The sequence below is a fragment of the Vogesella sp. LIG4 genome (genome assembly GCF_900090205.1).
Taxonomy (GTDB): domain Bacteria; phylum Pseudomonadota; class Gammaproteobacteria; order Burkholderiales; family Chromobacteriaceae; genus Vogesella.
Genome location: NZ_LT607802.1, coordinates 2,410,453 through 2,437,349, shown reverse-complemented (window position 1 = coordinate 2,437,349; position 26,897 = coordinate 2,410,453). Strand labels below are relative to the sequence as shown.

Here is a 26,897-nt window from a genome sequence, read left to right as displayed (position 1 = left end):
TGCCTGCCGAACCCGGGCCGCCTTGTGCGGCCCTTTTTGAATCCGAAGCGATCATGGCCATCCATTTCATTTCCGACCTGCATCTGCACGACGAGGCCAGCTGGCTGGGCGAATTGTTCACCCGCACCCTGGCCGACTGGCGCGGCAGGATCGATGCGCTCTACATCCTGGGCGATCTGTTCGAATACTGGGTGGGCGACGACGACAGCACCCCGTTCAGCGCAGCCATGCTGGCGGCGATGCGCGACTTCGCCGCCGTGACGCCGCTGTACGTGATGCGCGGCAACCGCGACTTCCTGCTGGGACCGGGCTTTGCCGCCGCCAGCGGCGCCACGCTGCTGGACGAGCCGCACCTGCTGCAGGTGCACGGCCGCAGCTACCTGCTGGTGCATGGCGATGGCGAATGCGCCGACGATGCCGCCTACCAGCAATTCCGCGCCATGGTGCGCCAGCCGGCCTGGCAGCAGGCCTTCCTGCAGAAGCCGCTGGCCGAACGCCACATCATTGCCCGCCAGGTGCGCGGCATGAGCGAGCACAAGAAGCAGACCCAGGGCATGACCGAGATCAGCGACGTCACCCCGGCCGCCATCGAGACACTGCTGGCCGCCTACCCCGGCGCCACGCTGATCCACGGCCACACCCACCGCCCGGCGCGCCACGAACACCTGGTGAACGGCGAGGTGCGCGAACGCTGGGTCATCGCCGACTGGCACGGCGGCCACGGCGGCTACCTGCGGCTGGACAGCGTGGGCCTCAGCGCCCACCCGCTGACGCTGCATCACCACTAGGCTATCGCGACACCAGCGCAACAAGGCCCGGCCATGCCGGGCCTTGTGCTTTTCCCGCCCCGCACTTTGCCGGCCATGCGGCCAACGTTGGCCGCATGCACCCCGCAGGCAAGGGTTTTCCCGCAAGGGGCAGCCCCAACAGACAGTGCCTTGTTCTGTCGCTACAGTCCGCCCCATGCGCGGTAAAACCCGCTTGCCAGCAAGGACAAGCAGCCGCGGCATCCGACACAACAAGGAGAGAAACGCATGTGGTCACACGTTTATGACCCGTTGGGCAACCCGTGGCTGTCCACGCTGGCGGCAGGCATTCCCGTCATCGTGCTGCTGGGCGCGCTGGGTATTTTCCACGTCAAGGCACACAAGGCCGCGCTGCTCGGCCTGGCCACCTCGCTGCTGGTGGCGGTGGGCATCTTCGGCATGCCGGTCAGCATGGCGGCCAGCGCCACGCTGCTGGGTGCGGCCAACGGCCTGATGCCCATCGGCTGGATCATCCTCAACGTCATCTTTCTGTACCAGCTCACCGAGCGCAAAGGCCAGTTCGCCATCCTGCGCGAATCGATTTCCGGCATCACCACCGACCGTCGCCTGCAGCTGCTGCTGATCGCCTTCTGCTTCGGCGCCTTCTTTGAAGGTGCCGGCGGCTTCGGCACCCCGGTAGCGGTAACCGGCGCCATGCTGATCGGCCTGGGCTTCTCGCCGCTGGCCGCCTCCGGCCTGTCGCTGATCGCCAATACCGCCCCGGTAGCCTACGGCGCGCTGGGCACCCCGATCACCACCCTGGCCAAGGTAACCGGCCTGGATGTGCTGCAGGTGTCGTCCATGGTGGGCCGCCAGATGACGCTGTTCGCCATCCTGGTGCCGTTCTGGCTGCTGATCGCCTTCTGCGGCTGGCGCAACACCATGCGCATCTGGCCGGCGGTACTGGTGGCAGGTCTCTCGTTCGCCATTCCGCAGCTGATCGTGTCCAACACCATGGGGCCGGAGCTGGTGGCCGTGATCGCCTCGGTATGCTCCATTGCCGCGCTGGTGGCCTTCCTGAAAGTGTGGCACCCCAAGGAGATCTACACCTCCACCGCCGGCACCATGGGTGGTGAAGCGGCCAACGGCGCCAAGGCCATCGTGGCCGACAAGCACCACGGCTACAGCACCGGCGAGGTGATCCGCGCCTGGCTGCCGTGGCTGATCCTGTCGGTATCGGTATTCGCCTTCGGTTCGCCGTCGGTGAAGAAAGTGCTGGACGGCATCTTCGCACCGGAAATCAAGTGGCCCGGCCTGCATAACCTGATCTACAAAATGCCGCCGGTAGTGACCGCCCCGCACCTGGAAGCCGCGCTGTACAAGCTGAACCTGCTGTCCGCCACCGGCACCGGCATCCTGCTGGCCGCGCTGATCTCGGCGCTGATCATGGGCTACCGTCCGCTGCAGATGCTGAAGGTGTACAAGGAAACCTTCTGGTCGCTGCGCTACTCGCTGATCACCATCGTGGCCATGCTGGCACTGGGTTACGTTACCCGCTTCTCCGGCGTGGACATCACCCTGGGCCTTGCGTTCTCGCACACCGGCGCGCTGTACCCGTTCTTCGGCACCCTGCTGGGCTGGCTGGGCGTGGCGCTCACCGGCTCCGACACTGCGGCCAACGTGCTGTTCGGCGGCCTGCAGAAAGCCTCGGCGCAGCAGCTGGGCCTGTCGCCGGTGCTGATGACCGCGGCCAACTCCGCCGGCGGCGTGATGGGCAAGATGATCGATGCGCAGTCCATCGTGGTGGCGTCCACCGCCACCCAGTACTACGGCAAGGAAGGCGTGATCCTGCGCTTTGTGTTCCTGCACTCGCTGGCGCTGGCCTGCCTGGTGGGCCTGGTGGTAACCGCCATGGCCTATCTGCCGCCGTTCACCGCGCTGGTAATCCACCCGTAAGCTACCCGCTTTCCGCTTCGACGCCCCGGCATGCACCGGGGCGTTTTTGCGTCCGCGGCCAGGGTTGGCCGCATGCGCCGGTTGCAGCCAAGGTGGCGGCCCGTCGTTCGAACAGCTTCAAATCTGCGGCAAATTTGCCGATACTAGCGACATTATTCATCCACAATCCATAACAAGGGGGGCTATACCATGTCCATCATCAAGGAATTCCGTGAGTTCGCCATGCGCGGCAACGTCATCGACCTGGCCGTCGGTGTGGTGATCGGTGGCGCCTTCGGCGCCATCGTCAAGTCGCTGGTGGACGACGTGATCATGCCGCCGATCGGCCTGCTGATCGGCAATGTCGATTTCGCCAACCTGTTCTTCGTGCTGAAGGAAGGCACCAAGACCGCCGGGCCGTACGCCTCGGTGGCGGCCGCCAAGGCCGCCGGCGCGGTGACGCTGAACATCGGCCTGTTCATCAACGCGCTGGTGAGCTTCATCATCGTGGCCTTCGCCATCTTCATGCTGGTGAAGGTGATCAACCGCCTGAAGCGCGAAGAGAAGGAAGAAGCTCCAGCCGCGGTCACCACCAAGGAATGCCGCTACTGCCTGTCCAGCATTCCGCTGCAGGCCAGCCGCTGCCCGTGCTGCACCTCGCAGCTGGACTGAGCTGCCCGCCGCTGCATGCACAAGGCCGCCCACGGGCGGCCTTGTTTGTTGGTGGCTGCACATTGCCCCCCGGCTCAGCTGGCACCCTCGCCCAGCTGTGACTGCTGGTAGTTGGCAAGACCGGTCAGCTCGATCAGATGCAGCTGCTGCTCCAGCCAGTGCGCGTGGTCGTTTTCGGTTTCCTCCAGCAGCACCATCAGCCCGTCGCGCGTCACGTAGTCGTGCGCCTTCTCGCAGGCGGCAATCACGCTTTTCAGCTGTTTGGCCACGCGATATTCCACGTCCAGATCGTTGCGCAGCATGGCCGGCACGTCTTCACCCACGGCGATCGGCACCCGGCGCGCCACATTGGGCTTGCCGCCCAGGAACAGGATGCGGGCGATCAGCCGCCGGGCGTGTTCCAGCTCGTCCTGCCGCTCGTGGTCGATGCGCGCGAACAGCCGCTGCAAACCCCAGTCGCGGTACATCTCGGCATGAATGAAATACTGATCCGCCGCCGACAGCTCCTCGGCCAGTAAATCGTTGAGCAGATCAAGGATCTTTGGATCGCCTTGCATATATCCTCCCGGGTTGCAGCGCAGTGGCATCACTTCCGGATTCTAGAACAAGCGCAGCAGCTTGCCCGCCGTTTACGGCCAGGCAGCGGGCCCCGCGGTGGCGTGCCCCCGGCACAGCCAGTACAATCGGGCGATCAAGGCATTCTTTAAGAGCAGACGATGACAATCAAATCGGACAAATGGATTCGCCGCATGGCGGAAGAGCACAAGATGATCGAGCCGTTCGTCTACGATCAGGTCAAGAATGTCGAAGGCCAGAAAGTGATTTCCTTCGGCACTTCCAGCTACGGTTACGATATCCGCTGTGCCGATGAATTCAAGGTGTTCACCAACATCAACAGCACCATCGTCGACCCCAAGAATTTCGATCCGGATTCCTTCGTGGAAGTCTCCGGCAAGGGCTACTGCATCATTCCGCCCAACAGCTTCGCGCTGGCACGCACCGTGGAATACTTCCGCATTCCGCGCTCGGTGCTTACCGTGTGCCTGGGCAAATCCACCTACGCGCGCTGCGGCATCATCGTCAACGTCACCCCGTTCGAGCCGGAATGGGAAGGCTACGTGACGCTGGAGTTCTCCAACACCACCCCGCTGCCGGCCAAGATCTACGCCAACGAAGGCGTGGCACAGGTGCTGTTCTTCGAATCGGACGAAGTCTGCGACGTGTCCTACAAGGACCGCGCCGGCAAGTACATGGGTCAGGTTGGCGTTACCCTGCCACGCCCGTAAGCGCACGCTTTCAACAGCCACGCGGCCCGATGGCCGCGTTTTTTATTACTTACGATTTCGTACTCGCAATTTGGGTAGCCTGTTCTAGGATGAAATTCAGAGTCGGCCAGTATTGGCCGGTTTGGGCACAGCAAGCCGTTTCTTCCTGAGCGTTGTGGTTCCCCCTTGCCGCATCGCTCTTTTTTTGCCGAATCGGCAAGAACACAATTCAATTGCGTGCAATTTTCCCCCTGCCCGCCACAACGCAATCAACACCCATGAACATCTACCAATACCGCGTTCACGGCCTGGATGGCCGCGATGTCCCGCTGGCCAGCTACCAGGGCCAGGTGCTGCTGCTGGTGAATACCGCCAGCGCCTGCGGCTTCACGCCGCAGTACGCCGGGCTGGAGCAGCTGCACCGCGATTTTGCCGCCGACGGCCTGGTGGTGATCGGCTTTCCCTGCAACCAGTTCGGCCAGCAGGAGCCGGGCAGCGCCAGCGAGATCGGCGCCTTCTGCCAGAAGAATTACGGCGTGAGCTTTCTGATGAGTGACAAGATCGATGTCAACGGTGCGAATGCCGACCCGCTGTGGCAGTTCCTCAAACACCAGAAGGCCGGCGTACTGGGCAGCCGCCGCATCAAGTGGAATTTCACCAAGTTCCTGGTGGATCGCCAGGGCCGCGTGGTGGCGCGCTACGGCTCGCTGACCAAGCCTGCGGCCATGGCCGAGCACATCAAGGCCCTGCTATGAAACCGCAGCTGCGGCTGGATGCCCAACTGTGCTTTGCACTGTATGCCGCCAGCCGCGCCATGACCCAGGCCTACCAGCCGCTGCTGGCGCCACTGGGGCTGACCTACCCGCAGTACCTGGCAATGCTGGTGCTGTGGGAGTGCGACGGCATCAGCGTCAAGGCCATGGGAGAGCGCCTGCAACTGGATTCCGGCACCCTCACCCCGCTGCTGAAACGGCTGGAAGCCGCCGGCCTGCTGCAGCGCCGCCGCAGTAGCGAGGACGAACGCAGTGTGCTGCTGCACCTCACCGCCGCCGGCGCAGCACTGGAAGAGTTGGCCGCAAGCATCCCGGCCACCCTGCTCTGCCGCCATGGCGGCAGTGACGACGGCGACCAGCGCGCCCAGTTGCGGGACACCCTGCAGCTGCTGACCCGCCGGCTGCAACGCCCTCCCGGCAGCTGAAATGCAAATGGCGCCCATACGGGGCGCCATCGTCAGCTATCCGGCTATCCGTCAGTAGTCAGATTTTCTCGCTGGCCCGTTCGCACGGGCTATCCAGCAACTTGTTGGCCATGATGGCCAACTGGTCCAGATCGTCATCCAGATGCGCCTGCATATGGCGCAGGGCGCCGCGCAGTATCGCGCCAGCCAACAGGGCCTCATCGCACTGGAACACTTCCGCCATCGCCCGCAGTTCGCCGCAGCACTCGTGGCACAGCGGCACGGACAGGTGACGCACGGCGGGGGCATGCAGCAGCGGCGCCAGTTCCTTGCCATCGGCACGGTGGGCTTCCAACTGCTTTACAAACTCGTAGAGAACATCGGTCATGACCATACCTCCTGGGGGGAGATACCAGCATGGCACATCACCCCAGGAAGCCAAGGCGCAATTCGCCCCGGCTTGACCGGCGGCAATCAGCTCTCGCTCACCTCGCCGTCCAGGTAGCGCCAGGCACCATCCTCGCGTACGAAGCGGCTGTTCTCCTGCAACCGGAACGCGCGGCCACCCACTTTGTAGCGGGCGACAAAGCGCACGGTGCCGTTGTCGTCGCCGGCCTGCCCGGCCTCGTGGCCCAGCACGGTCAGGCCCAGCCACTTCACGCCGTCATCGGCGGACAGCTCCAGCGCCGGCGGGCGGGTGGCGCTGGCCCAGGTGGCCAGCAAATAGGGTTCGTTGCGCAGCACATAGGCACTGTAGCGCGAGCGCATCAGCTGCTCGGCAGTCTGCGGCAATTCCCCCTGGTGGTAACGGCCACAGCAGTGTTCATAGGAAAAAGCTTGGCCGCAGGGGCAGCCTGCGGCCTGGGTGGACTGACGGGATTTGCTCATTTAAGTGGCGGCAGGTTGTAAACCTTGAACATGAACTGGGTGAAGGCGGGGTTGGCCGGCTTGTTCTGCAGCCCCGGCCAGCGGCGCTGCCAGTAGCGCAGGCGGTCTTCCATCTGCTTGCGCGCAGCATCGCCGTCTATCTTGCCGGCATCGCGCAACTGGGCAATCTGGTAGTACAGCCGGTAGACATCGTCATCCATAAAGTTGCGGCCAACCAGCCTGATACGTGTCTCGCCCAGCTTCTCTGCTGCCTGTACACGGGTCAGCTCGCCTTTGCCCACCCTGTCGGCCAGGCGGTCTGCCTCGGCCAGCAGCGTGTCCGCCGCATTGCTGCTGCGCGGCTGCTGGTTATGGGAATTCGGGAACCACTGCGGCATCTCGGCGCAGCCGCTCAGCGCACCAAGTAAAAAAACGGTCATGAATAGCTTGTTCATGACCGTCATTTTAGCTTGATTCCGGGTTTTGTCAGGCCAGATGCTCGAACAGCGGCGTGGACAGGTAGCGCTCACCGAAGGACGGAATCACCACCACGATCAGCTTGCCGGCATTTTCCGGGCGCTTGGCCAGCTGCAGCGCGGCCCACACGGCGGCACCGGAAGAGATGCCGGTGAGGATGCCTTCCTGCGACGCCATGGCGCGGGCAGTCTCGAAAGCGTCGTCGTTCTTCACGCGGATGACTTCGTCGTACACCCCGGTGTTGAGGATGGCCGGTACGAAGCCGGCGCCGATACCCTGGATGGGGTGCGGGCCTTTCGGACCGCCGGACAGTACCGGCGAAGCATCCGGCTCCACCGCCACGATCTGCACACCCGGTTTGCGCGCCTTCAGCACTTCGCCCACGCCGGTGATGGTGCCGCCGGTACCCACGCCGGCCACGAAGATGTCCACCTGGCCGTCGGTATCGTTCCACACTTCTTCCGCGGTGGTGTTGCGGTGGATCGCCGGGTTGGCCGGGTTTTCGAACTGCTGCGGCATGAAGTGGGTGTCCGGATTAGCTTCCACGATCTCGCGCGCCTTGGCGATGGCGCCGCCCATGCCGTCCGGGCCCGGCGTCAGCACCAGCTCGGCGCCGTAGGCACGCAGCAGCTGGCGGCGCTCGCGGCTCATGGTTTCCGGCATGGTGATCACCAGCTTGTAACCGCGCGCCGCGCACACCATGGCCAGGCCGATGCCGGTGTTGCCGGAGGTCGGCTCCACGATCACGGTATCCGGGCCGATCTTGCCGGCAGCTTCGGCGGCATCGATCATCGCTACCGCGATACGGTCCTTGACGCTGTGCCCCGGGTTGTAGAACTCCAGCTTGGCCACCACGGTGGCGCCAACGCCGGCGGTGACACGGTTGAGACGAACCAGCGGGGTGTTGCCGATCAGATCGGTTACGGTTGCGGCGATGCGCATGGGCTTGTTACTCCAGAACAGTTAACGGCCAATCCGTTATGCCCGGCAATTCTAAACAGCGCGCCCGCGCTTAGCTAATACCAATTTCTGCTATGTTTTTTCCAGCCCGCCATCATCAGGGCACCTCGAAAAACTCCTGATTCCCAGGCGAGACAAGACGCGGATGAAACTATCGACACAGCATATGCTTGATATGCAAGAAGGCATTTTTCGTGAGCAACGCAGTATCGCAACGAAAGCGGGAGTTTCTCGAGGTGCTCATCAGCTGATGCCCGGCATTACCCGGCAGCCGGCCTGCCATACCGCGTCGTCGTAGGCCACCAGCACGATGCGCTGCAAGCGGTGTGGCACCTCCTCCTCGAGCCAGTCGGTAATCTGCTGCCAGGCGATATTCATCGCCGACAGCGCCGGGTAGCCGTACACGCCGCAGCTGATGGCGGAAAAGGCCAGGCTGGTCACCGCTTTCTCCGCCGCCATGTCCAGGCAGCTGCGGTAGCAGTTGGCCAGCAGCGCGTCCTCGCCATCGTCGCCACCGTGCCAGACCGGCCCCACGGTATGGAATACGTAGCGGCACGGCAGGCGGAAGCCGGGGGTGACGCGCACGTCGCCGGTGGGGCAGTGGCCGATCTGCATGCAGGCCTGCAGCAGCTCCGGCCCGGCGGCGCGATGAATGGCACCATCCACGCCACCGCCGCCGCGCAAGCCATTGTTGGCCGCATTGACGATGGCATCCACCTCCAGCCGGGTAATATCGCCGCGCCACAGCTCGATGGTGACGCCATGTTTACGTGTCAGCATGCCTGCCTCCTTGCGGCCAACCTCAAACGCAACATCTGTTCCGCGGCCTGCTCCAGCCATGGCGCCGCCTGCTGCATGGCTTCGGCCAGCGTGGCCGGCCGCGGGCACAGTGAAAAGCAGCCGTCGAAAGCGGCGCTCAGCCGTGCATCATCCTCCACCGCGCCGGACAGCAGGCTCACCGGCACGCCCTGCTCGCGCGCCAGCTGCGCCACCAGCGCCGGCGCCTTGCCGTGCAGGGTCTGGCTGTCGCTGCGGCCTTCGCCGGTAATCACCCAGTCGGCGGCGCCGATGCGCGCGGCCAGACCGTTGGCCGCAGCCACCGCTTCGGCGCCGGAAACCTGCCGCGCGCCCAGCCACTGCAGCGCGAAGCCCATGCCACCAGCGGCGCCGCCACCGGGCGTGTCCGGCGCCAGGCCGGGCCGTTGCCGCAATAGCGCCGCCGCCAGGCGCTGCAAGGCGGCGTCGAAGTGCGACAGGTCCTGCGGCAATAGCCCCTTCTGCGGCCCGAATACCGCGCTGGCGCCAAGGGTGCCGCACAGCGGATTACTCACGTCCGACCACACTTCCAGTTGCAGCGTGGCCAGCCGCGGGTCCAGCCCGCTCTCATCAAAGTAGACTGCTTGCGGCCAACTTGCCGGCAAAGGCGGCAGCAGGCTGCCATCTTCCGCCAGCCAGCGCCCGCCCAGCGCCGCCAGCAGGCCGGCGCCGCCATCATTGGTGCTGGAGCCGCCCAGCGCCACCGCAATGCGCTGGCAGCCGGCATCCAGCATCCGGCCCAGCAGTTCGCCCACGCCGCCGCTGTGGCGCTCGGCCAGCCGGCTGTCGCCCACGTCCGGCAGCCCCACTACCTGCGCCACTTCCAGCACCGCCAGCGCGTCGCCCTGCAGCCACTGCACCGTGCGCAAGCCACCCTCGGCATCGTGCACCGCGGTTTCGCGCAGTTGGCCGCAGCCGGCAATCGCCAGCGCCTGCAGCGTGCCCTCACCGCCATCGGCCATCGGGCAGTGGTCGAGTTCGATAGCCGGCAGCGCGCGACGCAGGCCACGCGCCACCGCCGCCGCCACTTCCGGCGCCGCCAGGCTACCCTTGAATGAATCCGGTGCCAGTACACACCTCATGCCATCTCCTCCTGCCAGCTGGCAGCAACAAGCCATCGCCCATGCAGGCGGGAATACAGTGTAAGCCGCCCCCCGCCTGCGGCAAAAACAAAAACCGCCCGAGGGCGGCTGCAGGCGGCTGATCAGGCACTTCACTCGGGTCTGCCTGAAACAAACAAAAAGCCGCCCGAGGGCGGCTTTTTGGCGAAGCAGTGCAAGCTGTAATTAAACAGCCGGTACCACAACGATTTTCACGGCAGCAACCACTTCGTGGTGCAGCGCGATTTCCAGATCGTATTCGCCGATGGCCTTCAGCGGGCCGTTCGGCAGACGCACTTCGGCGCGCTTCACTTCAACGCCGTTGGCGGTGATGGCTTCAGCAACGTCGACGTTGGTCACGGAACCGAACAGACGGCCGTCAACGCCGGCTTTCTGAGCGATGGTGAAGGAAGCGTCAACCAGCTTCTCGGCACGTACTTTGGCGTCGGCCAGGATGGCAGCCTGTTTGGCTTCCAGTTCGGCGCGGCGTGCTTCGAATTCTTTCAGGTTGGCTTCGGTAGCGCGCTTGGCTTTACCGGTCGGGATCAGGAAGTTACGGGCGTAGCCGTTCTTCACTTTAACAACGTCACCCAGAACACCCAGGTTGGCCACTTGTTCGAGCAGAATGATTTGCATCTTGTCGTATCCTTATCCCGTGATTAGTGCTGGTCGGTGTACGGCAGGAAGGCCAGGAAGCGCGCGCGCTTGATGGCTTCGGACAGCTGACGCTGGTAGCCAGTCTTGGTGCCGGTGATACGAGCCGGGATGATTTTGCCGTTTTCGGCGATGAAGTCCTTCAGGAGATCAACGGATTTGTAGTCGATTTCCTTGATACCTTCTGCCGTGAAGCGGCAGAACTTCTTGCGCTTGAAGAGTTGACGAGCCATTTGATTAACCTCTTACAAATTCAACGTATTCGATGTGTAGAACCAACCGCGGGTTGCGCAGACTGCGCTGGCTCAGAAAACCGGCGCATTGCACCGTGTTACCTGCCAGCCTGCCGGCAAACTGCTTGGCCATTTCCCCCAGCAACACAGCCTGTATTTCACAGACCACATCGCGTTCCAGGTTGGCGGCGCTTTGCCGGGACTGGTGTCTGAGCCACAATTCCAGCACCGGCAAGCCGGCGGGGGTGTATCTCAGACTGTCTTCGCGTTCGACCGTGGCGGTCAGTTCAAGTCGGTTCTGCAAGGATGCAGTAACGCCCGATTAGGCGGAAACTTCTGCTTCGGCTTGGCCTTCCAGCAGGTTCTTGGCCTTCTCGTCCTTCATCATCGGAGATGCTTCGGTGATAGCACGATTCATCTTGATGGTCAGGTGACGCAGTACGGCGTCGTTGAATTTGAAGGCGTGCTCGATCTCGGCCAGGGCTTCCGGAGCGCACTCAACGTTCATCAGAACGTAGTGAGCTTTGTGAACCTTCTGGATCGGGTAGGCCAGCTGACGACGGCCCCAGTCTTCCAGGCGATGGATAACGCCGCCAGCGTTCAGGACCATGCCCTTGTAACGCTCGACCATGGCGCCAACCTGTTCGCTCTGATCCGGATGGACGATGAACACGATTTCGTAGTGCCGCATGTGAACTCCTTGTGGCTAATAAAGCCCCCCGTCATGCGCGATAGCCGGAGGGCAAGGGTTGAAACGGCAGATTATACGCAGTTGGCCGCATACAGGCAAACATCTCCACCTGTTGCGGCCAACCCGGGCAAAACTGCTGTGGCGAATCAGCCGATTACATCGAAACCGGCGTCTTCCACCGTCTGTTTCCAGGCCGCCGGCTGCGCCTCGCCCTGGTAGTCCAGGGTTACCGCCTTGCTGGCCAGATCCACGTCCACCGCCTGCACGCCGGCCACCGTCAACAGCGCGTTCTTCACGCCGTTGGCGCAGCCGCCGCAGGTCATGCCATCCACTTTCAGTACTTGCCGGGTCATTGTCTTGCTCCTTTCGCTGCGCCGCTCAGCGCATTTTCTTCAATAGCTGCATGACTTCGGCAATCGCCTGCTCGCTGTCGCCCTCGTGCACCGCCCGCGCCACGCAGCCCTTGAGGTGGTTTTCCAGCAGCTGCTGCGCCACCGCGTCCAGCGCCGAACGCGCGGCGGCGATCTGGGTGAGCACGTCCACACAGTAGCGGTCGCCTTCTATCATGCCGGCCACGCCGCGCACCTGCCCTTCCAGCCGCGCCAGCCGCTTGAGCAGCGCGTCCTTGTCCGGCTGCACCACGCGCTTGGGGCTGCAGCAGTCGTCGTGTTGCTCGCTCATGTCGTTTACTCCGCCAGAAAGTCGATCTGCGCCATCATGCCCTGGTCTTCGTGCTCCAGGATGTGGCAGTGGTACATGCGCAGCCCCGGCAGGTGCTGCACGAAGCGGATGCGCACCGACTGGCCGGCCGCCACGTTCACCACGTCGCGCCAGGCCAGGAAGGTCTCGTCTTCCCACAAGCCATCCACGGTGCGCGCCAGTACCTGGAACTGGGTGCCATGCAGGTGGAAGGGGTGATCCATGTGAGCATTGCCCACCAGCTCCCACTCCTCGATGCGGCCAACCTTGCCGGTGCCGTCGATGCGGTTCATGTCGTAGCTGTGGCCATTGATCAGGAACATGGACGACATGTCGGCCATGTTCTCGCTGAATTCGATACGGCGGCGAAAGCCCGGCGCACCCAGCGGCGCGATGGCGCGCAGCGAAGCCGGCAGCAGCTGCGTGGGTTTCAGGCCGTGCTGCATGATGCCGGCCACCACTTCGTCCTGCTGCTGTTCGGCATGCATCATCTTGCCGCGGCGGTAGGGCTGGCTGATCAGCCCGGCCGGCACGCCATCGCGGAAGCGGCCGGTCACCACCAGTTCGGCGCGGGCGCCCGGCGGCAACAGCAGGCTGTCGATAGTCTGTGGTGCGGCCAGCAGACCGCCGTCGGTGCCCACCAGCTGCACATCGTGTGCCGGCAGCGCCAGTTTGAGGATGCGGCTGCTGCTGGCGTTCCACAGCCGCCAGCGCTGGCGCTCGCCCTGGAACAGCGGAATCATCGGCTGCCAGGTGCCGTTGATCAGCAGGTACTGGCCTTCACGACCATCGTGCAGGTCGGCCATTTCATTGGCCGCCACCTGGCCGTCGGCATCCAGTTTCAGGTCGGAGAACAGCAGGTGCTGCTCCGGCAGATGCCGCAGCGGGTCGTCCTTGCTGCGCACGATCACCGCCCCGGCCAGGCCGCGGAACGCCTGCTCGGCGGTATGGCCGTGCGGGTGCGGGTGGTACCAGTAGGTGCCGGCGCTGCCGGCCGGCAGCGTGAAGCGGTACTGTCGTTGCGCACCGGGCTGTACCGGATCGTGCGGGTTGCCGTCCTGCTCGGCCGGCACCGGCATGCCGTGCCAGTGAATGGTGGTGGGCTGCGGCAAGCGATTGCTGAAGTTGATCTCCAGCTGGTCGCCTTCCCACAGTTCGATCAAGGGGCCGGGTAGGCTGCCGTTGTAGGCCCAGAATGCGGTCTGGCGGCTATCGCCCCACAGCGCGGCCTGCAGCGGCGCGGCTTCCAGGCTGGCGCGGAAATGTCCTGCCTCGGCAGCCTCGTTGGCCAGCCGCGGCAAAGCCGGCAGGTGCTCGCCGGGCGGCAGCGGCGGCAGTGCGCCATTGGCCTGCATCGCGGCAGCCGGCATCGGCATGCTGTGACCCATATCCACGTGGTCGGTGCCCGCCACCACCATCGGAAACTCTTCGGCCATGGCCTTGGGGGCCAGCCAGGCGGCCCCGCCGGCGGCGGCCAGCTGCAGGAAATTGCGACGTTGCATACTGCGCTCCAGTACTCTGACTAGCGTCATCATATACCCCACAAGGGTATATTCACAACACCCGCAGCGGCACAAAAAAATTGGCCGCAACAGTGTGCGGCCAACCTTATGCAGCGGTGAAAAGGCTCAGGCGCCCTTGAGCACCCGCTGGCGGCGGCTCTCGGACAGCACCATGCCGGAGGACACCGACACGTTGAGGCTTTCCACGGTGCCGAACATCGGAATCGACACCAGCACGTCGCAGTGTTCGCGCGTCAGGCGGCGCATGCCCTCGCCTTCGGCGCCCATCACCCAGGCCAGCGGGCCGGCGGCATCGAAGTGGTACAGGTCGGTATCCGCTTCCATGGTGGTGCCGGCAATCCATACCCCGGCGTCCTTCAGGTCGCGCAGGGTGCGCGCCAGGTTGGTCACGGTGATGTAGGGCACCACTTCGGCGGCGCCGCAGGCCACTTTGGACACGGTGGCGTTGAGGGTGGCGGAGCGGTCCTTGGGCGCGATTACCGCATGTGCGCCCATGGCGTCGGCCACGCGCAGGCAGGCGCCCAGGTTATGCGGGTCGGTCACGCCGTCCAGGATCAGCAGCAACGGCGGCTCGGACAGGTTGTCCAGCACGTCTTCCAGGGTAACGAAGTTCTGGTTGGCGTCGATCATCGCCACCACGCCCTGGTGACGCGCCTTGCCGGTCATGCTGTCCAGGCGTTCCTTGTCCACGATGTGCGACTTCACGCCCTCGCCGGCGGCCTTGTCCAGCACCGCCTGCGCGCGCGCATCCTGGCGGCCGCCGGCCAGAAACACTTCCAGCACGCTTTTCGGGTTCTGCCACAGGCGGGCATTGACGGCATGAAAGCCGTGAATCAGTTTCTTGTTGCTCATGGGGCACCGCCATCAATCGAATAGCCGCGCATTCTACCTGTTAACGCGCGATTTCGGCCAAGGCCGGCTGCCTTGCGGCCAACCAGTGCTGCAGTTCGGCCACCGGCAGCGGCCGGCTGTAGTAGAAGCCCTGCAGGATGGCGCAGCCGGCATTGGCCAGGAACACACTCTGCGCCGCGGTTTCCACCCCCTCGGCAATCACCGTGAACTTGAGCTTGCGCGCCATGGCGATGATGGCCTCGGTAATGGCGGCGCTGTCCTCGTCGTCCGGCAGGCCCTCCACGAAGGAACGATCCACCTTGAGGTAGTCCAGCGGGTAGCGCTTGAGGGTGGACAGCGAGGAATAGCCGGTACCGAAGTCGTCGATGGACAGCTTCACGCCCAGCCCCTTCAGTTCGCGCAGCAGTGATACCGCCTCCTGCGGGTTCTGCATCAGCATGCTTTCGGTGATTTCCAGCTCCAGTCGCGAGGCGGCCAGGCCGGTTACCGCCAGCACGTCGTTCACCTCGTTCAGCAGCGTCTGCTGCTCGAACTGCCGCGCCGACAGGTTGACCGCCAGTCGTGGCACATGCAGCCCCATGCGGTCCCAGGCCACCATCTGGTGGCAGGCTTCGCGCAGCACCCAGGCGCCGATGGGCTTGATCAGGCCGGTTTCCTCCGCCAGCGGAATGAAGCGCCCCGGCGGCACCAGCCCCAGCTGCGGGTGGCGCCAGCGCAGCAGCGCCTCCACCCCTTCCAGGCGCTGGCCGTCGCAGGACAGCTGCGGCTGGAAATGCAGCTCGAACTCCCGCCGCTCCAGGCCCTGGCGCAGGCCGCTTTCCATCAGCAGGCGCTCGAAGGTCTGCGCGTTCATCTGCGCATCGAAGAACTGGTAGGTGTTCTTGCCGGATTCCTTGGCGCGGTACATCGCCGCGTCGGCGTTCTTCAGCAGCGCCACCGCGTCCACGCCGTCGTTGGGGAACACGCTGATGCCGATACTGCCGCTGACGAATACCTCGTGCCCCTCGATGCGGATCGGCCGCGCCAGTGCGGCCAGCACCTCCTCCGCCATGCGCCCCAGGCTCTCGTGGCTGTCGAAGTCGCGCACCACCAGGGTGAATTCGTCGCCGCCCAGGCGTGCCACCAGGCCGAAGCGCTCGGTGGACTGCGTCAGGCGCGCGGCGATTTCGTGCAGCACCTCGTCGCCGGCCTGGTGACCGAAAGAGTCGTTGATCAGCTTGAAGCGGTCGAGGTCGATGAACATCAGCGCCAGCCTGGGCTCCGCCTCTTCGGTTTCGATGATGGCATTGTCGATGGCCTCGATCAGCGCGCTGCGATTGGGCAGGCGGGTGAGCGGGTCGTGGCTGGCCAGGAACTGCAGCCGGTCCTCGGCCTGCTTGCGGCCGGTGATGTCGGAAAACACCCCCACGTAGTGCGACAGCTGGCCAAGCGGGTCGCGCACCGCGCTGATGGACAGCTCGGCGGTGTACGCCTCGCCGTTCTTGCGGCGGTCGAACATTTCGCCCTTCCAGTGGCCGTCGCGCGCCAGCGCATCCTGCAGCGCGCGGTTGCGCTCGCGGTTGGCGGTGCGCAGCATGCGCGACACGCGGCCGATGGCCAGCTCCAGCCCGAAGCCGGTGATGCGGGTGAACGCCTGGTTCACCATCACGATGCGGCCTTCACCATCGGTAACCAGGATGCCTTCGGTGGCGTTGTCGAACACCGTGGCCGCCAGCCGCAGCTCGGCGTTGGCCGCAACGCGGTCGGACACGTCCATCACCACGCCGATGATGGCCTTGTCGCCGTGGTAGTCGATCAAGCGGCTGTGGATCTCCACATCGACCGGCATGCCGCTGCGGTGGCGCAGGCGGGTGCCGTAGTGCATCACCGGAATGTTTTCGCTGAGCCGGCGGCGAATCTGCGCGCGGATATGCTCATCCTCGCCCGGCATCAGCAGCTCGCCCATGGCCACGCCCAGAATCTCATCCGGCACATAGCCAACCAGCGTGGCCAGCTTGGGGTTGATGTACACCAGTTCCTCGTGCTGCAGGATGTAGATGCCCACCAGCGACTGCTCCACCACCGCGCGGTACTTGTCCATTGCCTCCTGCAGCTGGCGCTCTTCCTCGGCGCGCTGGCTGATGTCCACCGAGATGCTGCCCACCCCGGCCGGCAGGCCATCGCTGTCGAACAGCGGAAACACGCTGGACAGCATCAGGTAGTGGCGGCCCTCCACGGTGATGGCCTGCTCGAACTGGCGCGACTCCAGGCTGCGCAGCACCTGCTGGTCGTGGCTGCTGATCTGCGATGCCTCTTCGGCACTGAACAGTTCGCGCGCGCTGCAGCCCTTCAACGCCTGCTGCGGCATGCCGAACAAGCGGGCAAAGTTCAGGTTCACCAGCAGGTAGCGGCCGTCCAGATCCTTCAGCGTCATCAGGCTGGTGCTCTGGTTGAGCAGCGATTCGAAGCGCGCCTGCACGTCCTGCAGCAGGCGCTCGCGCCGGCGATAGCCTTCGCCGAACACCGCCACCGCCTGCGCCAGCACGCCAAACAGCAGCAGGCCCAGGGTGGACGGCAGATCCGCCGCCACGCCCCACATGCGGCCATGCCACAGCGCCGGCAGCGAAAACAGCAACAGGTACAGCGAGCCGATGCCGGCCACGCCCACCAGCCCGGCACGGATCGCCGCCAGAAACAGCAGCGGCAGCAACAACAACTGGCAGGCGGCGGCGCTGTTGGCCCGGCCCAGCCACCACAGCATGCCGGCCAGCAAAGTGCCCAGCCCCAGCAGCACCAGCAGCTCGCGCCGCACCTGCGGGCCGGGGAAGCCGGCATACAGCAGCGGCACCAGCAGGGCGAGCGACAGCCACAGCAACAGGAAGGCGCGCGCGCCGCCAGCGGCATCCTGCAACGGCCACAGCAGCACATTGACCAGCAGCGCCGGCAGCACCAGGCGCAGCAACAAACGGGCGAGGGAAGAAAGGGAATCCAGCCGGAAGCCGCTGTCCGGCAGCATGACGTGCAGCCCCAGCAGCATGGCGCCGCACGACAGCAGCCACAGCACGGCAGGCAGCGGCGGCATGCCGAGCAGGGCCACCACCGCCGCCGGCGCGCCCCACCACCACACCACCTTGAAACGGCCGGCGGCAAAGCGCCATGCCATGGCGGCATGGGCGATGAACACCGCCGGTAATAGCGCATGCTGCCAGTCTCCCGGCCACAGCAGCATGCCGCCAATGAACAGTATCAGTGCGCTCAACGCACTAGCAGTGGATTTGTCCACGTCTCCCCGCATACGAAAAATGCTGCCCGCACCCTGGCTGTCCGTAGACAGCGGGCTTTTATGAATATCTGATTGCAAAGCACGGGTAAGCCGCCGGAAGAATGTATATGTTGTATGGCGGCTGTCTTGCGCAGCCTGCTTTCCGGCGCCGCACTATAATACCCGCCTCTTTGCGAATGTATAGCGATATGACCACCCCGATGCCTTCATGGCCGCCGGCCGCCCAGAAGACCCGTCTCGCCCTGCCGGCAGGCAGTGCCGACAGCGCCCTGCTTGCTGCATTGCCGCAATCCGGACTGCCCATGCTGGTGCTTACCGCCAGCGCACAGGACGCACAGCGCCTGCAGGCGGAGTTGCCGTTCTTCCGCCCCGATTTGCGCATTGCACTATTACCGGACTGGGAAACGCTGCCCTACGACCACTTTTCGCCGCACGGCGACCTGGTGTCGGAGCGGCTTTCCACGCTGTGGCAAATCCGCAATGGCGAGTGCGATGTGGTGATCGCCGCGGTATCCACCGTGCTGTCGCGGCTGGCGCCGGTAAGCTACCTGGCTGGCCGCACCTTCTGGCTGAAGCAGAAACAGCGGCTGGACGTGGACAAGCTGCGCGCCGACATGGTGGTAGCCGGCTACCAGCACGTGTCGCAGGTGGTGGCGCCGGGCGAGTTCTCGATCCGCGGCGGGCTGGTAGACCTGTTCCCGATGGGCAGCACCCTGCCCTACCGCATCGACCTGTTCGACGACGAGATCGACTCGCTGCGCACCTTCGACCCGGATAGCCAGCGCACGCTGTACCCGGTGCCGGAGATCCGCCTGCTGCCGGCGCGCGAATACCCCAGCGACGAAGACGGCATCACCACCTTCCGCCAGCACTACCGCGAACGCATCGAGGGCGATCCGTCCAAAAGCCGCATCTACAAGGACGTGTCCGCCGGGCTGTGGCCGGCCGGCATCGAGTACTACCTGCCGCTGTTCTTCAACGACACCACCAGCGTGTTCGACTACCTGGGCAGTGCAGCAGGCCTGGTACTGCACGGCGACGTGCTGGCCGAGGCGGAGAACTTCTGGCGCGACGCGCTATCGCGCTACCAGATGGCGCAGGGCGCACCGGAGCGCCCGGTGCTGCCGCCGGCCGACATCTTCCTGCGCCCGGACGAGCTCATGGCCGCCATCAAGCCCTACGCCCGCTTCGAACTGGCGGCGGATGGCGACAACGAACACTACCGGCGCCTGCCGGAGCTGGGCGTGGACCGCCGCGCCGACAACCCGCTCACCAAGCTGGACGACTACCTGCGCCGCTACCCCGGCCGGGTGCTGATCGGCGCCGAAAGCCTGGGCCGGCGCGAAACCCTGCAGCAGTTCCTGCGCGACAACGGCATCCAGCCCAAGGCCATGGACAGCTGGGCCGAGTTCCTGGCCAGCGACGACAAGCTCGCTCTGGCGGCCACGCCGCTGTATAGCGGCTTCGAACTGGCTGCGGCCAACCTTGCCATCGTCACCGAGGCCGAGCTGTACCAGCACGTGGCACGCAGCCACACCAAGCGCCGCAAGGCTGCCAGCTCCGACGCCATGCTGCGCGACCTCGCCGAGGTGAAAGTGGGCGACCCGGTGGTGCACGAAGCACACGGCATCGGCCGCTACCTCGGCCTGGTGTCCATCGACCTGGGCGAAGGCGAAACCGAGATGATGCAGCTGGAGTACGCCGAAGGCGCCACGCTGTACGTGCCGGTATCGCAGCTGCAGCTGATCAGCCGCTACGCCGGCAACGGCAGCGACAATGTGCAACTGCACCGCCTGGGCAGCCCGGCCTGGGACAAGGCCAAGAAACGCGCCGCGGAAAAGGCGCGTGACACCGCCGCCGAGCTGCTCAACCTGTACGCGCAGCGCGCAGCGCGCGAGGGCCATGCCTTCAGCCTCAGCCACCACGACTACGACGCCTTTGCCGCCGGCTTCGGCTTCGAGGAAACCCCGGACCAGGCCAGCGCCATCGAGGCGGTGATCGGCGACATGACCAGCGGCAAGCCGATGGACCGCCTGGTGTGCGGCGACGTCGGCTTCGGCAAGACCGAGGTAGCGCTGCGCGCCGCCTTTGTGGCAGTGATGGGTGGCAAGCAGGTGGCGGTACTGGTGCCCACCACCCTGCTGGCCGAGCAGCACTACCAGAACTTTGCCGACCGCTTTGCCGACTGGCCGGTGAAGATTGCCGAACTGTCGCGCTTCAAGAACGCCAAGGAAGTGAAACAGGCACTGGAAGGGTTGGCCGCAGGCCATGTCGATATCGTGATCGGCACCCACAAGCTGGTGCAGCCGGATGTCAGCTTCCACAACCTGGGGCTGGTGATCATCGACGAGGAACACCGCTTCGGCGTGCGGCAGAAGGAGCAGCTCAAGCGCCTGCGCGCCAACGTGGACGTGCTCACCCTCACCGCCACGCCGATTCCGCGCACGCTGTCGATGGCGCTGGAAGGGCTGCGCGAATTTTCCGCCATCACCACCGCGCCCAGCCGGCGCCTGGCGGTGAAAACCTTCGTCAGCCCCAGCCGCAACGGCATCATCCGCGAGGCAATGCTGCGCGAATTCAAGCGCGGCGGGCAGGTGTTCTTCCTGCACAACGAGGTGGACACCATCGAGAACATGCGCGAGAAGCTCAGCGAACTGGTGCCGGAGGCGCGCATCGGCGTGGCGCACGGCCAGCTGCGCGAGCGCGAGCTGGAACAGGTGATGCGCGACTTCCTGCAGGTGCGCTACAACGTGCTGCTGTGCTCCACCATCATCGAGACCGGCATCGACATTCCCAACGCCAACACCATCCTGATCAACCGCGCCGACAAGTTCGGCCTGGCGCAACTGCACCAGCTGCGCGGCCGGGTTGGCCGCAGCCACCACCAGGCCTACGCCTACCTGCTCACCCCGGACGGCATGACCAAGGATGCGCAGAAGCGGCTGGAGGCGATCCAGGCGTCCGAGGAACTGGGCGCCGGCTTCTACCTGGCGATGCACGACCTGGAAATCCGCGGTGCCGGCGAGGTGCTGGGCGAAGGCCAGTCCGGCGAGATGCAGGAAGTGGGCTTTTCGCTGTTCACCGAGATGCTCAAGCAGGCGGTGCGCGACCTGAAAAAGGGTCGCGAGCCGGATCTGGACGCGCCGCTGGGCGTTACCACCGAGATCAACCTGCACAGCCCGGCCCTGCTGCCGGACGAATACTGCCCCGGCGTGCATGAGCGGCTGGTGATCTACAAGCGGCTGGCCACCTGCGAAGGCGAAGACGAGATCGACGCCATCCACGAGGAGCTGATCGACCGCTTCGGCCTGCCGCCGCAGAGCGTGAAAACGCTGATCGAAAGCCACCGCCTGAGGTTGGCCGCAAAGGAAATGGGCATCCAGAAACTGGACGCCAGCGAAGTGGCCATCCAGCTGAGCTTCGTGAAGAACCCGCCGATCGACCCGGTGAAGATCATCATGCTGATCCAGAGCAAGCGGCACTACAAACTGGCCGGCCAGGACAAGCTGCGGGTGGAGCAGCCGATTCCGGAAGTGGCGCAGCGCATCGGCAAGGTGAAGGAGCTGCTGAAGGAACTTACGGCGTAAGCCGGCCGGTTTCAGCAGCACAAAAACATGCGGCCAACCCTGGCAAAGGGTTGGCCGTTTTGTTTGTTGCGGCAGACAGACCTACCTCCAGCCAGAAGGCAATGTACCCCGCCATTTGTCACACCAATCGACTTCAATGCGTGCAGCGACATGCTGTTGAAATTCAATGTTGCCCTACACCGTGGCGACAAGGTGAGCTTCATGCCGGGCACGATAAATTACGGCAATAAAAGCATGACAGTGCCGCCGATCAACTTCTGTTACGTGCAGAAAGACTGGAAAATCGTTCCATTCCGCGGTTAGCGTCCTGATAAAACACACAGGCCCGCAGCAAACCCGAGCACAGCGGCACATTCGCTTAACGACCATGCAACAGCAGGGAGGAAGCACCATGCAGCCAGCCCCCCACACCCGCCGCTTGTTGCCATCTGCAAGTAAACCTAGACTGCAAGCTTCCGCCTTCCGCCAGGATTCCACTGTGTTAAAGCCGTCACTCCCCGCCCGGATACTGGCCAGCTGCCTGCTGGCCGCCACCGGCTGTTGCCTGGCCGCCGGCACAACCACCTTCACGGTAGGTGTCGAGGATTATCCGAACTTTCTGCCCTATTCCTCCTACCAGAACGGCCAGTACCGGGGGCTGGGCAAGGACATCCTGGACGCCTTTGCCAGGGAGCATGGCTATACCTTCCATTACCGGGTGTTTCCGCTGAAACGCCGCGACATGCTGTTTGTGGAAGGCAAGCTGGATTTCAGCTTTCCGGACAACCCGAACTGGGTGACGGACCTCAAGAAGAACGCCGCCATCAGCTATGTTCCCATGCTGCCGTTTACCGATGGCGTGCTGGTGCGCCCGGAGCACGTCGGCAAGGGCCTGGCGCACCTGAAGGTGCTGGGCGTGCCGCTCGGCTTTACCCCCTACCCCTACCAGCAGCTGATCAACAACGGCGCACTGCAGGTGGAAGAGGTTACCCAGTACGACGCGCTGTACCAGAAGCTGCTGACCCGCCACGTGGACGGCACTTATATGAACACGCGGATTGCCCGCTACTACTGGTCGCGCATCCGCAAGACCGCCAAGGAGCCGGTGGTGTACGACCCGGCCCTGCCGCATGCCACCGGCTTCTGGTATCTGTCCACCACCCGGCACACCGACGTCATCGAGGCGTTCAAGCAGTTCCTGGTCAGCCACCGCAAGGAAATCGATGCGCTGAAGCTGCAGTACGGTTTTCGGACACAGGGCGAGTGAGCACCTGCTGTTTACACAACAAAGCCCTTGAGCACTGCTCAAGGGCTTTGTCGGCATTCTCGCTTGCGGCCAACCCTGAAGGTTGGCCGCAAGCTTTTCGGCCCCCGTTTACGCCTCGGAGAAATCCATTTCCGGCGGGTTGCGGCGGAAGCCAGCGGTGAGATAGGCCAGATACAGCGTCCCCACGCCCAGCCACACCAGCCCCAGGGTCAGCGCGCGGTGATCCAGGCTCACCAGCAGCCACAGGTCGGCCAGCGCACCCAGCACCGGCAGCAACAGATATCGCAGCTTGTTGCCCAGGGTGGGCTGGCGGCAGCGCAGGTAGAACTGCGCCACCACGGCCAGGTTCACGCAGGTAAAGGCCAGGAAGGCGCCGAAGTTGATGAAGGACACCGAGGTGGTTACGTCCATGAACAGCGCCAGCAGGGCCACCACGCCGCACAGCAGGATGGCGACCACTGGCGTCTGGAAGCGCGCATGCAGCCGGCCGAACCACTGCCGCGGCAGCACGCCGTCGCGGCCCATGGCATACAGCAGACGCGAGGCACTGGCCTGGGCGGACAGGCCGGAGGCGAACTGGCCGATGATCAGGCCGATCAGGAAGATGGTGACGAACAGGTCGCCACCGATGTTTTTGGCGATTTCCGACGCCGCGGCATCGGTGGAGGCGAACTGGTAGCCCGGGTGCGCCAGCTGCACCACGTAGGCGGCCAGCACGAAGATGCCGCCACCCAGCAGGGTGATCAGCATGATGGCGCGCGGAATCACCTGTTTCGGGTTGATGGTCTCCTCGGTCATGGTGGTTACCGCGTCAAAGCCAAGGAAGGAATAGCAGGCGATGGCGGCACCGGCCAGCAGCATGCCCTGCGGCACCTGCGGCTGGTACAGCGGCGCCAGGCTGAACAGCGGCTTGCTGGCGTCGCCCATCACGTAGTGCAGCGCCAGCGCCACGAAGGCGATCAGCACCAGCAACTGGATCAGCATCATGATGAAGTTCACCGAGGTGGCCAGCTTGATGCCGAAGATATTGATGGCGGTGGTAATGACGATGAAGCCGATGATCCACACTGCCATCGGCACCTGCGGGAAGGCGCCGTTGAGGTACACCGCGCCGAACAGCCAGATCACCATCGGCAGGAACAGGTAGTCCAGCAACACCGCCCAGCCCACCAGGAAGCCCGCCTTGGCATTGATCGCCTTGCGGGTGTAGGTGTAGGCGGAGCCGGCCACCGGGAACTCCCTTGCCATGTCGGCGTAGCTGCGCGCGGTCAGCAGCATGGCCACCAGCGCCAGCAGATAGGCGCCGGCCACCGTGCCGTGGGTGCTGTCGGCCATGATGCCGAAAGTCCCCAACACGATGATGGGGGTCATGTAAGCCAGGCCCAGCAATACCACCGGGCCCAGCGTGAGCGATCGTTTCAGCGTGCTCATGAGTTTCTCCTGCTTGTTCTATTTCTCTTTGTAAAAACTTGCTTACGATCTTGCGAGCCAGGGCGAGACAAGGCGAAAACTAGGGGGCGCGGAATTGACATGGCGTCAATGCGCATTACTGAATCGAATTCAACGCCATATCGCCGACGCGCAGCAGATCGTAAACAAGCCCTGAAAATGCCCGCCTGCTACTTGCGGCTCGGTCGGGCCGGGGGTGGTTCCATCAGCCTATATGCAGGCTGCTGCCGCCCTCGCCGGCTTGCGCCGGTTCGGCAGCCAGGCGCAGCCGACGCTGCGCCACGTAGTCGTAATCGCGGCGGCTGGCGTCCAGCAGTGCGAAATCCAGCCGGGTTGTCGCCAGAGCCTCGTCGCGCCCCAGTTCCAGCTGTACTTCGCCACCGGGTTTCACCACCATGCTGCCGCCGGCGAAATCCAGGCCGCCGCCGCTGCCGCTGCGGTTCACCATTACCGCGAACAGCTGGTTCTCCATTGCCCGCGCCTGCATCAGCGTGCGGTGCACCGGGCCGTACGGGTCCATATTGCCGTTGGTCACCAGCAGCAGCTCCGCCCCCTGGCTGGCCAGCGCTCTGGCGGTTTCCGGGAACTCGATGTCGAAGCAGATCAGCATGCCCACCTTGCGCCCGCGCCAGGTGGTCACCGGCAACTCGCTGCCCGGCTCGAACACGCCGACATCCGACGCCCACAGGTGGGTCTTGCGGTAGGCCAGCAGCACACCTTCCGGTGCCAGCAGCACCGTGGTGTTGTAGAAGCGGCCGTCCAGCTCCTCGGCAAAGCCCACGGCCACTGCCACGTTGGCCGCACGCACCGCCTGCTGTACCGCCTGCAGCGTGGGGCCGTTAAGCGGCTCGGCCACCGCGGCGATCTCGTCGGCGGTGGGAAAGCCCATCAGCGTGGTTTCGGGGAATACGATCAGATCGGTGCCCGCCGGGGCGCTGGCGATCTGCGCCAGCACGCGCGCCAGGTTGGACTCGGTCTGGTTGTCGCTCAGCGCTATCTGGGCCAGCAATACCTGCATGTCTGTCTCCTTGTCTTGCCGCCGGTCGGGCCGGCTTGTATCGGGGGTGGGCTTGCCTTACCCTGCCTGACTTCCGCCGGCAGGCAATGAACAGCAGTATAAGAAGCCGCCCGCAGCGGCAAAATCACACGCGAGGGGTAGCCTCGCAGGGGGAGCTGCATGCTGAATCTGGATGATCTGGCCTGGCACCGTGCCATGGGCAGCCTGCTGGATGCGCTGGATCGCGACGATTTCTGGCTGCGCCTTACCCGGCTGCTGGCCGACTATGTGCATTTCAACAGCTGGGTGGCGCTGTGCTTCAGCCCGGACGGCCCGCCGCAGGTGCTGGCCGAGATTCCGCAGGAGGATGGCCAGCCGGACACGCTGTTCGCCGAATACCTGGCCGGCCTGTTCCTGCTGGATCCGTTCTACATCGCCGCCATGGAGCAGCCGCGCGAAGGGCTGCTGCGGCTGGACGAGGTGGCGCCGGACCGCTTTCGCGGCACCGAGTACTACAACCGCTACTTCTGCCGCAACATCGTGGAAGACGAGGTGCAGATCAACTGCCGGCTGGACGATGGCCGCATGCTGTGCCTGTCGCTGGGCGCTACCAGCCGCTTCACCCCGGCCGCCATCGCCACGCTCACCGTGATCAGCCAGTGGCTGGTGCCGCTGCTGAAACAGCACTGGCGCCTGAGTTGCCAGCTGCAACTGCCCGCCCGTCCGGCGCCGCTGCCGGCCGCCGGCGAACCCGCCTTTGCCGGTGCCAACCTCACCGCCCGCGAGCAGGAAATCGGCCAGCTGCTGCTCAGCGGTTATTCCTCCAAGGGCATTGCGCAGCGGCTGGGCATCGCCACCGATACCGTGAAGGCGCACCGCAAGCACTTGTACAGCAAGCTGGGCATCAATTCGCAGGGCGAGCTGTTTTCGCTGTTCCTGCAGGAAAAGACCCGCTAGCGGCAGGACGCAAAAAACACACACAGCTGCGCTAGAATGGCGCCCCAGGCAGTAGCACTTTTGCCCCGCCTGCCAGTCAACCACCCTTCCCCGTTCCCGTATCACCGAGACTTACCATGCAGACACGCCAGGCCATCCGCGCCGTTGCCGCCTTCGAGGCATTCAAGGGTTTTCTGGCGCTGGCTGGCGCCTCCGGCCTGCTGCTGCTGCTGCACAAGGACCTGCACGATATCGCCGTGCGCATGGTGGAGCACGCACACCTGAACCCGGCGGCGCACTATCCCAGCATTTTCATCACCGCGGCGGAGCACCTGCAGAACGGCAAGCTGATGCTGATCGCACTGGGCGCCGCCGCCTACTCCACGCTGCGCTTTGTCGAAGCCTACGGCCTGTACCGCGAAGCCACCTGGGCCGAGCTGCTGGCTGCGGCCAGCGGTACCATCTACGTGCCGTTCGAAATCGCCGAGATCATTCACCGTGTCAGCTGGCTGAGCGTGGGCTCGCTGCTGCTCAACCTGGCGGTGGTGGCGCTGATGCTGGCGGCACTGTGGCAACGGCGCCAGGCCCGCCACAACAGCCGCCCGCACCACTAGCGCCAGCGCCGCAACTGGCACAAATCGTCAATAAACCCATACCAATCAAACACCTGACACCAGCGTCATTGCCTATAACAAGGGCAGGATGGCGCACTCGCGCCGTGCTGCATTACTCATGCGGCCAAATGCGGCCGCA

Annotated in this window: 28 protein-coding genes; 10 read left to right on the top strand and 18 right to left on the bottom strand. The window is 64.6% G+C overall.

The genetic code is table 11. The features are described 5' to 3' along the window. The first annotated feature begins 53 nt into the window (after window positions 1-53). The 3 genes from PSELUDRAFT_RS11505 (at window position 54) to mscL (ending at window position 3,353) form a co-directional block, all read left to right on the top strand. Window positions 54-788 carry a UDP-2,3-diacylglucosamine diphosphatase gene (locus tag PSELUDRAFT_RS11505; RefSeq protein WP_088966976.1) on the top strand — a complete coding sequence of 245 codons (735 nt, stop codon included), beginning with the start codon at window positions 54-56 and terminating at the stop codon, window positions 786-788. 246 nt (window positions 789-1,034) lie between these two features. Further along, window positions 1,035-2,702, top strand: coding sequence for an L-lactate permease (locus PSELUDRAFT_RS11500; RefSeq protein ID WP_088966975.1), 1,668 nt, complete (start codon window positions 1,035-1,037; stop codon window positions 2,700-2,702). 189 nt (window positions 2,703-2,891) lie between these two features. Then, entirely contained in the window at window positions 2,892-3,353 is a 462-nt protein-coding gene (gene mscL / locus PSELUDRAFT_RS11495) for a large conductance mechanosensitive channel protein MscL (protein ID WP_088966974.1), read from the top strand. A gap of 74 nt (window positions 3,354-3,427) precedes the next feature. Here mscL and bfr read toward each other — a convergent pair whose 3' ends face one another. After that, window positions 3,428-3,910, bottom strand: coding sequence for a bacterioferritin (gene bfr / locus PSELUDRAFT_RS11490; RefSeq protein ID WP_088966973.1), 483 nt, complete (start codon window positions 3,908-3,910; stop codon window positions 3,428-3,430). 159 nt (window positions 3,911-4,069) lie between these two features. Between bfr and dcd the strand changes: the two genes are divergently transcribed. From dcd to PSELUDRAFT_RS11475, 3 genes are all read left to right on the top strand, one after another. Next, window positions 4,070-4,639, top strand: coding sequence for a dCTP deaminase (gene dcd, locus PSELUDRAFT_RS11485; protein WP_088966972.1), 570 nt, complete (start codon window positions 4,070-4,072; stop codon window positions 4,637-4,639). A 257-nt stretch (window positions 4,640-4,896) separates the two neighbouring features. Then, window positions 4,897-5,373 (top strand): glutathione peroxidase, encoded by a 477-nt coding sequence (locus PSELUDRAFT_RS11480; RefSeq protein WP_088966971.1) that lies wholly within the window; start codon window positions 4,897-4,899, stop codon window positions 5,371-5,373. Continuing rightward, complete coding sequence (locus PSELUDRAFT_RS11475) at window positions 5,370-5,816, top strand: MarR family winged helix-turn-helix transcriptional regulator (protein ID WP_088966970.1); 447 nt, start codon at window positions 5,370-5,372, stop codon at window positions 5,814-5,816. Before PSELUDRAFT_RS11480 ends, PSELUDRAFT_RS11475 begins: the two co-directional genes overlap by 4 nt. A gap of 58 nt (window positions 5,817-5,874) precedes the next feature. On the opposite strand, the gene PSELUDRAFT_RS11470 is transcribed toward PSELUDRAFT_RS11475, so the two are convergent. The 15 genes from PSELUDRAFT_RS11470 to PSELUDRAFT_RS11400 form a co-directional block, all read right to left on the bottom strand. After that, window positions 5,875-6,183, bottom strand: coding sequence for a hypothetical protein (locus PSELUDRAFT_RS11470; protein ID WP_088966969.1), 309 nt, complete (start codon window positions 6,181-6,183; stop codon window positions 5,875-5,877). 86 nt (window positions 6,184-6,269) lie between these two features. Beyond that, window positions 6,270-6,683 (bottom strand): YchJ family protein, encoded by a 414-nt coding sequence (locus PSELUDRAFT_RS11465; protein ID WP_088966968.1) that lies wholly within the window; start codon window positions 6,681-6,683, stop codon window positions 6,270-6,272. Beyond that, complete coding sequence (locus PSELUDRAFT_RS11460) at window positions 6,680-7,117, bottom strand: hypothetical protein (protein ID WP_162291254.1); 438 nt, start codon at window positions 7,115-7,117, stop codon at window positions 6,680-6,682. The genes PSELUDRAFT_RS11465 and PSELUDRAFT_RS11460 overlap by 4 nt, the downstream gene beginning before the upstream one ends. 31 nt (window positions 7,118-7,148) lie before the next feature. After that, entirely contained in the window at window positions 7,149-8,081 is a 933-nt protein-coding gene (gene cysK / locus PSELUDRAFT_RS11455; RefSeq protein WP_088966966.1) for a cysteine synthase A, read from the bottom strand. A 261-nt stretch (window positions 8,082-8,342) separates the two neighbouring features. After that, complete coding sequence (locus PSELUDRAFT_RS11450) at window positions 8,343-8,879, bottom strand: macro domain-containing protein (RefSeq protein WP_088966965.1); 537 nt, start codon at window positions 8,877-8,879, stop codon at window positions 8,343-8,345. Beyond that, a complete protein-coding gene (locus tag PSELUDRAFT_RS11445; RefSeq protein WP_088966964.1) occupies window positions 8,873-9,997 on the bottom strand; it encodes a glycerate kinase in 1,125 nt (374 codons plus the stop codon). Before PSELUDRAFT_RS11445 ends, PSELUDRAFT_RS11450 begins: the two co-directional genes overlap by 7 nt. 204 nt (window positions 9,998-10,201) lie before the next feature. Then, window positions 10,202-10,651 carry a 50S ribosomal protein L9 gene (rplI, locus tag PSELUDRAFT_RS11440; RefSeq protein ID WP_088966963.1) on the bottom strand — a complete coding sequence of 150 codons (450 nt, stop codon included), beginning with the start codon at window positions 10,649-10,651 and terminating at the stop codon, window positions 10,202-10,204. 23 nt (window positions 10,652-10,674) lie between these two features. Further along, on the bottom strand, window positions 10,675-10,902 hold the full coding sequence (gene rpsR / locus PSELUDRAFT_RS11435; RefSeq protein WP_088966962.1) for a 30S ribosomal protein S18: 228 nt from the start codon (window positions 10,900-10,902) through the stop codon (window positions 10,675-10,677). 4 nt (window positions 10,903-10,906) lie between these two features. Continuing rightward, window positions 10,907-11,206 carry a primosomal replication protein N gene (priB, locus tag PSELUDRAFT_RS11430; RefSeq protein WP_088966961.1) on the bottom strand — a complete coding sequence of 100 codons (300 nt, stop codon included), beginning with the start codon at window positions 11,204-11,206 and terminating at the stop codon, window positions 10,907-10,909. An 18-nt stretch (window positions 11,207-11,224) separates the two neighbouring features. Further along, window positions 11,225-11,593: a 30S ribosomal protein S6 gene (rpsF, locus tag PSELUDRAFT_RS11425; RefSeq protein WP_088966960.1), complete on the bottom strand. Its 369-nt coding sequence runs from the start codon at window positions 11,591-11,593 to the stop codon at window positions 11,225-11,227. A gap of 146 nt (window positions 11,594-11,739) precedes the next feature. Continuing rightward, a complete protein-coding gene (locus PSELUDRAFT_RS11420; protein ID WP_088966959.1) occupies window positions 11,740-11,946 on the bottom strand; it encodes a heavy-metal-associated domain-containing protein in 207 nt (68 codons plus the stop codon). Between the two features lie 25 nt (window positions 11,947-11,971). Continuing rightward, entirely contained in the window at window positions 11,972-12,274 is a 303-nt protein-coding gene (locus PSELUDRAFT_RS11415) for a metal-sensitive transcriptional regulator (protein ID WP_088966958.1), read from the bottom strand. Window positions 12,275-12,279: 5 nt separating this feature from the next. Then, complete coding sequence (locus tag PSELUDRAFT_RS11410; protein WP_088966957.1) at window positions 12,280-13,794, bottom strand: multicopper oxidase family protein; 1,515 nt, start codon at window positions 13,792-13,794, stop codon at window positions 12,280-12,282. Window positions 13,795-13,920: 126 nt separating this feature from the next. After that, window positions 13,921-14,667, bottom strand: coding sequence for a 23S rRNA (guanosine(2251)-2'-O)-methyltransferase RlmB (gene rlmB / locus PSELUDRAFT_RS11405; protein WP_088966956.1), 747 nt, complete (start codon window positions 14,665-14,667; stop codon window positions 13,921-13,923). Window positions 14,668-14,707: 40 nt separating this feature from the next. Beyond that, window positions 14,708-17,905, bottom strand: a complete 3,198-nt coding sequence (locus PSELUDRAFT_RS11400; RefSeq protein ID WP_231895204.1) for an EAL domain-containing protein — start codon at window positions 17,903-17,905, stop codon at window positions 14,708-14,710. A 212-nt stretch (window positions 17,906-18,117) separates the two neighbouring features. Between PSELUDRAFT_RS11400 and mfd the strand changes: the two genes are divergently transcribed. Further along, window positions 18,118-21,516: a transcription-repair coupling factor gene (gene mfd / locus PSELUDRAFT_RS11395; protein WP_088966954.1), complete on the top strand. Its 3,399-nt coding sequence runs from the start codon at window positions 18,118-18,120 to the stop codon at window positions 21,514-21,516. 478 nt (window positions 21,517-21,994) lie between these two features. Further along, window positions 21,995-22,762: an ABC transporter substrate-binding protein gene (locus tag PSELUDRAFT_RS11390; protein WP_157725098.1), complete on the top strand. Its 768-nt coding sequence runs from the start codon at window positions 21,995-21,997 to the stop codon at window positions 22,760-22,762. Between the two features lie 108 nt (window positions 22,763-22,870). Here PSELUDRAFT_RS11390 and PSELUDRAFT_RS11385 read toward each other — a convergent pair whose 3' ends face one another. Beyond that, window positions 22,871-24,193, bottom strand: a complete 1,323-nt coding sequence (locus tag PSELUDRAFT_RS11385) for an APC family permease (RefSeq protein ID WP_088966952.1) — start codon at window positions 24,191-24,193, stop codon at window positions 22,871-22,873. Between the two features lie 223 nt (window positions 24,194-24,416). After that, window positions 24,417-25,229, bottom strand: coding sequence for a carbon-nitrogen hydrolase family protein (locus PSELUDRAFT_RS11380; protein ID WP_088966951.1), 813 nt, complete (start codon window positions 25,227-25,229; stop codon window positions 24,417-24,419). Between the two features lie 159 nt (window positions 25,230-25,388). Here PSELUDRAFT_RS11380 and PSELUDRAFT_RS11375 point away from each other — a divergent pair, with 159 nt between their 5' ends. Both PSELUDRAFT_RS11375 and PSELUDRAFT_RS11370 read left to right on the top strand, forming a co-directional pair. After that, the gene (locus PSELUDRAFT_RS11375) at window positions 25,389-26,165 is read left to right on the top strand and encodes a helix-turn-helix transcriptional regulator (protein WP_088966950.1); all 777 of its coding nucleotides are present in this window, start codon (window positions 25,389-25,391) and stop codon (window positions 26,163-26,165) included. Between the two features lie 116 nt (window positions 26,166-26,281). Next, complete coding sequence (locus tag PSELUDRAFT_RS11370; RefSeq protein WP_088966949.1) at window positions 26,282-26,758, top strand: DUF2127 domain-containing protein; 477 nt, start codon at window positions 26,282-26,284, stop codon at window positions 26,756-26,758. Window positions 26,759-26,897: the final 139 nt, after the last annotated feature.

Bases quoted from the DNA above. Each gene is read 5' to 3' on its own strand.
- mfd (WP_088966954.1), top strand. From the start codon at position 18,118: ATGACCACCCCGATGCCTTCATGGCCGCCGGCCGCCCAGAAGACCCGT.
- PSELUDRAFT_RS11410 (WP_088966957.1), bottom strand. From the start codon at position 13,794: ATGCAACGTCGCAATTTCCTGCAGCTGGCCGCCGCCGGCGGGGCCGCC.
- PSELUDRAFT_RS11380 (WP_088966951.1), bottom strand. From the start codon at position 25,229: ATGCAGGTATTGCTGGCCCAGATAGCGCTGAGCGACAACCAGACCGAG.
- bfr (WP_088966973.1), bottom strand. From the start codon at position 3,910: ATGCAAGGCGATCCAAAGATCCTTGATCTGCTCAACGATTTACTGGCC.
- PSELUDRAFT_RS11480 (WP_088966971.1), top strand. From the start codon at position 4,897: ATGAACATCTACCAATACCGCGTTCACGGCCTGGATGGCCGCGATGTC.
- PSELUDRAFT_RS11460 (WP_162291254.1), bottom strand. From the start codon at position 7,117: ATGAACAAGCTATTCATGACCGTTTTTTTACTTGGTGCGCTGAGCGGC.
- PSELUDRAFT_RS11465 (WP_088966968.1), bottom strand. From the start codon at position 6,683: ATGAGCAAATCCCGTCAGTCCACCCAGGCCGCAGGCTGCCCCTGCGGC.
- PSELUDRAFT_RS11375 (WP_088966950.1), top strand. From the start codon at position 25,389: ATGCTGAATCTGGATGATCTGGCCTGGCACCGTGCCATGGGCAGCCTG.
- PSELUDRAFT_RS11370 (WP_088966949.1), top strand. From the start codon at position 26,282: ATGCAGACACGCCAGGCCATCCGCGCCGTTGCCGCCTTCGAGGCATTC.
- rlmB (WP_088966956.1), bottom strand. From the start codon at position 14,667: ATGAGCAACAAGAAACTGATTCACGGCTTTCATGCCGTCAATGCCCGC.
- PSELUDRAFT_RS11385 (WP_088966952.1), bottom strand. From the start codon at position 24,193: ATGAGCACGCTGAAACGATCGCTCACGCTGGGCCCGGTGGTATTGCTG.
- PSELUDRAFT_RS11415 (WP_088966958.1), bottom strand. From the start codon at position 12,274: ATGAGCGAGCAACACGACGACTGCTGCAGCCCCAAGCGCGTGGTGCAG.
- PSELUDRAFT_RS11445 (WP_088966964.1), bottom strand. From the start codon at position 9,997: ATGAGGTGTGTACTGGCACCGGATTCATTCAAGGGTAGCCTGGCGGCG.
- PSELUDRAFT_RS11470 (WP_088966969.1), bottom strand. From the start codon at position 6,183: ATGACCGATGTTCTCTACGAGTTTGTAAAGCAGTTGGAAGCCCACCGT.
- rpsF (WP_088966960.1), bottom strand. From the start codon at position 11,593: ATGCGGCACTACGAAATCGTGTTCATCGTCCATCCGGATCAGAGCGAA.
- rplI (WP_088966963.1), bottom strand. From the start codon at position 10,651: ATGCAAATCATTCTGCTCGAACAAGTGGCCAACCTGGGTGTTCTGGGT.
- PSELUDRAFT_RS11475 (WP_088966970.1), top strand. From the start codon at position 5,370: ATGAAACCGCAGCTGCGGCTGGATGCCCAACTGTGCTTTGCACTGTAT.
- mscL (WP_088966974.1), top strand. From the start codon at position 2,892: ATGTCCATCATCAAGGAATTCCGTGAGTTCGCCATGCGCGGCAACGTC.
- dcd (WP_088966972.1), top strand. From the start codon at position 4,070: ATGACAATCAAATCGGACAAATGGATTCGCCGCATGGCGGAAGAGCAC.
- PSELUDRAFT_RS11450 (WP_088966965.1), bottom strand. From the start codon at position 8,879: ATGCTGACACGTAAACATGGCGTCACCATCGAGCTGTGGCGCGGCGAT.
- PSELUDRAFT_RS11500 (WP_088966975.1), top strand. From the start codon at position 1,035: ATGTGGTCACACGTTTATGACCCGTTGGGCAACCCGTGGCTGTCCACG.
- PSELUDRAFT_RS11505 (WP_088966976.1), top strand. From the start codon at position 54: ATGGCCATCCATTTCATTTCCGACCTGCATCTGCACGACGAGGCCAGC.
- cysK (WP_088966966.1), bottom strand. From the start codon at position 8,081: ATGCGCATCGCCGCAACCGTAACCGATCTGATCGGCAACACCCCGCTG.
- PSELUDRAFT_RS11420 (WP_088966959.1), bottom strand. From the start codon at position 11,946: ATGACCCGGCAAGTACTGAAAGTGGATGGCATGACCTGCGGCGGCTGC.
- rpsR (WP_088966962.1), bottom strand. From the start codon at position 10,902: ATGGCTCGTCAACTCTTCAAGCGCAAGAAGTTCTGCCGCTTCACGGCA.